Source organism: Frankia sp. Cppng1_Ct_nod (assembly GCF_920656135.1).
Taxonomy (GTDB): domain Bacteria; phylum Actinomycetota; class Actinomycetes; order Frankiales; family Frankiaceae; genus Protofrankia; species Protofrankia meridionalis.
Genome location: NZ_CAKKTK010000061.1, coordinates 1 through 6,293 on the forward strand (window position 1 = coordinate 1; position 6,293 = coordinate 6,293).

Annotated in this window: 4 protein-coding genes, 1 tRNA gene and 1 pseudogene; 3 read left to right on the top strand and 3 right to left on the bottom strand. The window is 68.8% G+C overall.

Translation table 11 applies throughout. From position 1 onward, the window contains the following. Window positions 1-477: pseudogene (engA, locus tag NBW77_RS16290) on the top strand (ribosome biogenesis GTPase Der); the annotation flags it as partial. A gap of 171 nt (window positions 478-648) precedes the next feature. Here the strand turns inward: engA and NBW77_RS16295 are convergent. After that, a tRNA-Pro gene (locus tag NBW77_RS16295) sits at window positions 649-722 on the bottom strand. A gap of 225 nt (window positions 723-947) precedes the next feature. Then, window positions 948-1,634, bottom strand: coding sequence for a hypothetical protein (locus NBW77_RS16300; protein ID WP_131746453.1), 687 nt, complete (start codon window positions 1,632-1,634; stop codon window positions 948-950). Between the two features lie 298 nt (window positions 1,635-1,932). On the opposite strand from NBW77_RS16300, the gene NBW77_RS16305 reads away from it, so the two are divergent. Further along, on the top strand, window positions 1,933-2,400 hold the full coding sequence (locus NBW77_RS16305) for a class F sortase (protein WP_165486018.1): 468 nt from the start codon (window positions 1,933-1,935) through the stop codon (window positions 2,398-2,400). Window positions 2,401-2,550: 150 nt separating this feature from the next. Further along, window positions 2,551-3,438, top strand: a complete 888-nt coding sequence (locus NBW77_RS16310) for a hypothetical protein (protein WP_207386953.1) — start codon at window positions 2,551-2,553, stop codon at window positions 3,436-3,438. A gap of 36 nt (window positions 3,439-3,474) precedes the next feature. Here the strand turns inward: NBW77_RS16310 and valS are convergent, their stop codons facing one another. After that, the gene (valS, locus tag NBW77_RS16315; protein WP_250279955.1) at window positions 3,475-6,102 is read right to left on the bottom strand and encodes a valine--tRNA ligase; all 2,628 of its coding nucleotides are present in this window, start codon (window positions 6,100-6,102) and stop codon (window positions 3,475-3,477) included. Between the last annotated feature and the right edge of the window lie 191 nt (window positions 6,103-6,293).

The window sequence follows — 6,293 nt, forward strand, 5'->3', positions numbered from 1 at the left end:
ATGGTGGTCGAAGCCGGACGGGCCCTGGTACTGGCATTCAACAAGTGGGACCTGCTGGACACCGACCGCCGGCTCACTCTGGAACGTGAGATTGTCCGGGATCTGGGCCGGGTGGCCTGGGCGCCGCGGGTGAACGTGTCGGCGCTGACCGGCCGTGCGGTGGACCGGCTGGCACCGGCTTTGCGGACCTCGCTGGACTCGTGGGGGTCGCGTATCCCCACCGGGCAGCTCAACACCTGGTTGGGGGAGGTCGTGGCGGCCACGCCTCCGCCGTCGCGGGGCGGACGCCTGCCCCGGGTATTGTTCGCGACCCAGGCCGGTGTGCGGCCACCCCGGTTTGTGATCTTCTCGACGGGCTTCCTGGAGCCGGCGTACCGCCGCTTCCTGGAGCGCAGGCTCCGGGAGGACTTCGGCTTCCCCGGCACCCCGATCGACATCTCGATCCGGGTCCGTGAGCGGGGCGACAAACGTCACTGACGGGGAGCCGACCTGCTCGACCCGAGCCAGGCCGGAGCGGAACCCCGCCCGGCCTGGTCCCCAGCTGGTCCCCAGCTGCGGGTGGTCTGATCCCGGACCGGTCCGGGGAAGATCGCCGAAAAGGGCTGCTGGCCAGGTATTTCTACCGGCCGGCAGCCCTTCTGATATCGGTCGGGACGACAGGATTTGAACCTGCGACCCCCAGACCCCCAGTCTGGTGCGCTACCAAGCTGCGCCACGTCCCGTACGTGGACCACGTTACCGTATGGTCTCGCCGCGGTGGCAGGCACCTCGATGATGACGCGTCCGGGACCTGGTACCGGGACCTGTTACCGGAACCTGGACCGGCTCAGGGTTTGTGCGGGGGTGGGTGGACGCCGGCCGGGGCCGGTTCGGGCCGGACGGCGGCGTCCACCCGGGTCGGGGGTCTGGATGCGCCGGGGGCCGCCCGGTGCATCCAGACCCGTTCGTCACTGCGTCGCGCGGTTCCGGCGACGGGTGACCAGGCCGGCTCCGAGCATCGCAGCACCGATTCCGGCGCCGGCGACGGGAGTGACCGGGAACGACGTGGCCATGCCACCGCCGCCCGCGGACACACCACCGAGCGGGGTCGGGTCCTTGGACTTGTCCTCGGAGCCCTTGCCGTCCTTGGACCACTGGCTCGGGTCCTTGGACTTGTCCTCGGAGCCCTTGCCGTCGGTGGACCACTGGCTCGGGTCCTTGGACTTGTCCTCGGAGCCCTTGCCGTCCTTGGACTTGTCCTCGGAGCCCTTGCTGTCGGTGGACCACTGGCCCGGGTCCTTGGACTTGTCCTCGGAGCCCTTGCTGTCGGTGGACCACTGGCTCGGGTCCTTGGACTTGTCCTCGGAGCCCTTGCCGTCGGTGGACCACTGGCTCGGGTCCTTGGACTTGTCCTCGGAGCCCTTGCCGTCCTTGGACTTGTCCTCGGAGCCCTTGCTGTCGGTGGACCACTGGCCCGGGTCCTTGGCGGCCGCGGTCGGGTCTGCGGCGGCCGCGGTCGGGTCCGCGGCGGCCGCGGTCGGAGCCCACGTGTTGCTGTCCGCAGCAAATGCCGATGCGGGGTTAAAACCCACGAAGAACGCGGTGGCGGCGGACATCGCCAGCATCACCACGCCCCGGCCGATTCTGTGCGTCATGACCTTCCTCTTCTCCTGTGTCGCAGCGGTACGGTTACCGCGAGTGACACAGTAGCCATTTGATGTTCTGGGGAAAGGCATGGGACGCGTTATGGCCGCGAGGATGTCGAAAGTCTTCTTGCCGTCACGGTGGTTGGTTCTGATCGGGCTGCTCCTGATAGGAGTGAGCGGCCAACGACTTGCTTCGTCCGAGTTTGGCCGGCCATCCGGCATTCCTGCCGAGGTCGTCCCGGCGGGTGTCGGTGCCGTATTGCAACCATCGGTCGGTGCCTCCGGAACCGCAACCGGGACAGCTGGTATGGCGGACAACCGACCAACCTTTCTGCGTATTCCGGGATTGGGTGTGGCCGCGGCGGTAGGGCCGGTCGGGCTCAATGCGGACGGAACCCTCGAGGTGCCGCTGTCCTGGGGTCAGGTCGGCTGGTACGAATATGGTCCGAGTCCCGGAGAGGTCGGTGCCGCGGTGCTTGTCGGTCATTATGACTCGACTACCGGCCCGGCCGTCTTCTACCGGATCGGCAAACTCAAACAATCGGACATCATCGACGTCAACTCCACGAATGGAACGGTGGTTCGCTTTACGGTGGACCGACTTCAGGAGGTCTCGAAGAATGCGTTTCCGGAAACCGATGTATACGGTAAGGTAGATCGTCCGGAACTGCGGCTCATCACCTGCGGGGGGGATTTCGACAAGAAGACCCATCACTACCTGGACAATGTGATCGTCTACGCGCACGTCATTTCGGGGTCGACTCCGGTTCGGTGACCGTTGTCCGCCGTCGCGGCGCCGGTCGGGAATCGGACATGACGCAACCGGTCCGTTCCACCCGCGCGCCATGTTCCCGGCGTTACCCTGCGCTCAGGGCACAGACCCTGCACTCACCCAGAACGTCACCTGAGCGCCGGGGAGGCAGCCATGAGCGTCCCGGTGCCACCGGCCGGCCGCACCGCCGGTCTCCGGCGGAGGCTCGCCATGCCGCGGGCGGCGACGCATCTGCCGGCCATGCCGCTGGCCGCGTTTGCCGTCGCCGTGCTGGTCCTGGCCGGCTGCGGTACCGGAGGCCGGGCACATTCGGACGCGGGGCGGCCATCCGGGGCGAACGGGACCGCGATCCCGACCGACCTGCCCGGGGTACCTGCGATCTCCGGGTCTGCGCCGCAGGGAACCAGCGCGGGCACCGCGACCATCCCCTACCAGCCGCTGTGGCCTTTTGCCTCCGTCGCGGACGCACGGGCGTGGCAGGCAGGCAACCGCTCGGGCGGTGCTGAGGCGTGGCGGCTGGACCCGGCCGCGACCGCCCTGTCGTTCGCGCGTGACTTCCTCGGCTTCGGCGAGGTCGATCGGGCGCTCGGGCGCAGGGTGACCGGCGACGACGCCCACGTCGAGGTCGGCTACCCGACCGAGGGCACGCGCACGGGAGTCGCGGCTGTCGTTCACCTCATCCGGTTCGGATCCGGCAATGACGCTCCCTGGGAGGCCGTCGGCACCGACGACACCACCCTCTCGCTCTCCCTGCCGGCGTATGCGTCCACGGTGCGGGGGCCGACGGCGGTCGGCGGGCGCATCAGCGGTGTCGACGAAAGCATCCGGGTGCAGGTGCGCGCGACGTCCGGAAGCAACGTCGGGCAGATCGTCGGCGAGTCCTGCTGCCAGCCCGCGGGCGGGGACAACTCGACGTGGACAGCAAGCGTGAACCTCACCGACGGCCAGCCCGGCCAGGGCCTCGTCGTGATCGCATCCACCGGTGGCCACCTGCGCAGCGTCGAGCGCTTCGCCGTCACCGGCATCCGCCTCGCGGGATGACCCCGGATCACGGCTTCGCGAGTCGGGGTCATCCGCTCAGGAGGACTGCTCGGCCAGGACGACGTCGACGGTCAGCTCACCTGCGTCCCGGGCGAAGGTGAGATCCATGACGCTACCGGCGTTGCGTAGATCGGCAGAGGCGGCCTCGACCAGGGTCACCAGGTCGGCGTCCCCGCTGACCCGGGCGGAGGCCACTTCGGCTTTCATCGAGACCTTGGCAGCCGACTTCGACCGCCGGATCGCCGTGAGCGCCGTGCTGACCGCCTCGAGTTGACGAGGGTCCCCGCCGTCGGCGACTTTGCGCAGCTCACTCGCCTCCGGCCACCGGGCGCGGTGCACCGATCCGGCCTTCCACCACGACCAGACCTCCTCGGTGACGAACGGCAGGAACGGCGCGAACAGCGAGAGAACCGTGGACAGCGCGATCGCGAGGGTGGCCCGCGCGGATGCCGAACCCGTAGCGCCGAACGAACCGTACGCCCGTCCCTTGACCAGTTCGACGTAGTCGTCGCAGAACCGCCAGAAGAACGACTCGGTCAGTTCCAGGGCGCGGGTGTAGTCGTACCCGTCCAATGCCACCGATGCCGCGTCCACCACGTCCGCGAGCGCGGCCAACAGCGCCCGGTCGAGTGGTTCGACGACCGAGCCAGCTTCCTCGACCGCGCCGAGGCCGAGGGTGAAACGGCTCGCGTTGAGCAGCTTGATAGCGAGTCGGCGTCCGATTTTCATCTGGCCGACGTCGAAAGCGGTGTCCGTTCCCGGTCGGCCGGACGCGGCCCAGTAGCGCACCGCGTCCGAACCGTGTTGCTCAAGCAGGTCCAGCGGGGTGACGACGTTTCCCTTGGACTTCGACATCTTCTTGCGGTCCGGGTCGAGAATCCACCCGGAAATGGCCGCATTGGTCCACGGCAATGTGCCGAACTCGGCGTGGCTGCGCAGCACGGTCGAAAACAGCCAGGTTCGGATGATCTCATGTGCCTGCGGGCGCAGATCCATCGGGAAGACCCGGGAGAACAGGTCGTCGTCACTGCCCCAGCCGGCTGCGATCTGCGGGGTGAGCGACGATGTCGCCCAGGTGTCCATCACGTCGGGGTCGGCGGCGAAACCGCCGGGGATTCCACGCTGTTCGGCGGTGAATCCGGGTGCTGTGTCGCTGGACGGGTCGACCGGGAGTGCTGCCTCGTCCGCGACGATCGGCTGGTCGTAACGTGGCACGCCGTCGGAGTCCAGCGGGTACCAGACCGGGAACGGAACCCCGAAGAAACGCTGTCTGCTGATCAGCCAGTCTCCGGTGAGTCCGTCGACCCAGTTCTCGTAGCGGATCCGCATGTGCGCGGGATGCCAGTGCAGTTCGGTGCCGCGGGCACGCAGCGCCGCTCGCAGGGTTTCATCGCGTCCGCCGTTGCGGATGTACCACTGGCGGGTCGTGACGATCTCCAGCGGCCGGTCACCCTTTTCGTAGAACTTCACCGGATGGTTGATCGGACGCGGGTCACCCAGCAGTGCCCCGCTTTCGCGCAGCAATGCGACGATCTGCTCGCGGGCGCTGTGGGCGGTACGCCCGCCAAGTTCCGCGTAACAAGCCCGGCCCGCCTGCGAGGTGACCGCCTCCGGCGGGTCGGGCAGCAGCCGGCCGTCCCGGCCGATCACCGCACGGGTGGGCAGACGCAGCTCCCGCCACCAGATGACGTCGGTCAGGTCACCGAAGGTACAGATCATCGCGATGCCGGACCCCTTGTCGGGGTCGGCGAGCCGGTGCGCCAGCACCGGCACCTCGACGTCGAACAGGGGAGTGCGCACCGCCGAGCCGAACAGCGGCTGGTACCGCTCGTCGTCGGGGTGCGCGACCAGGGCGACGCAGGCCGCCAGCAGCTCCGGCCGGGTGGTCTCGACAACCACGTTCCCCGGGCCGTCGTTCCCCGGGCCGTCGTTTCCCGGGCCGTCGACACGGGTGAACGCGAGCGTGTGGTAGGCGCCGGGGCGGTCCCGGTCCTCGAGCTCGGCCTGCGCGACCGCCGTCCGAAACGTCACGTCCCACAGGGTCGGCGCCTGCGCGAGGTACGCCTCGCCACGGGCGAGGTTGCGTAGGAACGCCCGCTGCGCGACCGCCCGGGACCGGGCGTCGATAGTCGCGTAGGTCATCGACCAGTCCACGGACAGACCGAGCCGTCGCCACAGCTGCTCGTAGACCTTCTCGTCCTCGATCGTCAGCTTCTCGCACAACTCCACGAAGTTGCGGCGACTGACCGGGATCTGTTCCTTACCGGGTTTGTCCGGCGGGGTGAGGTCCGGGTCATAGGGAAGCGACGGGTCGCAGCGGATACCGAAGTAGTTCTGCACGCGCCGCTCGGTCGGCAGGCCGTTGTCGTCGAACCCCATCGGGTAGAAGACCTCACGGCCGCGCATCCGCTGGTAGCGCGCGATGATGTCGGTGTGCGTGTAGGAGAAGACGTGGCCTACGTGCAGGGAGCCCGAGACGGTCGGTGGGGGGGTGTCGATGGCGTACACCCGGGCCCGGTCCGCGGTGCGGTCGAACCGGTAGGTCGCCTGCTCCTGCCATACGGTCGACCACCGCGTCTCGACGCCGTCGAGAGTCGGCCGGTCCGGAACGGACCGGCCCTGCTGGTCCGGGTCCTGCTGGTTCCTGCCTTCTTCTGTCACCACAGGTAACGATCCTACGGGCCGGGCGGCGGGTGCTTCGGGCGGCCCGCCATCGGCGCGCGGCGGGCCTGTCCACCAGGCCACGGCGACCGCCTTGGCAGGATGGACCCGTGTCCGACACCGCGCGGCCCGCCGCCGCACCGACCGCCCCCACACCGACGTCCGACCGTCCGCAACCCGGGGATCTCCTTGCG

Bases quoted from the DNA above. Each gene is read 5' to 3' on its own strand.
- NBW77_RS16300 (WP_131746453.1), bottom strand. From the start codon at position 1,634: ATGACGCACAGAATCGGCCGGGGCGTGGTGATGCTGGCGATGTCCGCC.
- NBW77_RS16305 (WP_165486018.1), top strand. From the start codon at position 1,933: ATGGCGGACAACCGACCAACCTTTCTGCGTATTCCGGGATTGGGTGTG.
- NBW77_RS16310 (WP_207386953.1), top strand. From the start codon at position 2,551: ATGAGCGTCCCGGTGCCACCGGCCGGCCGCACCGCCGGTCTCCGGCGG.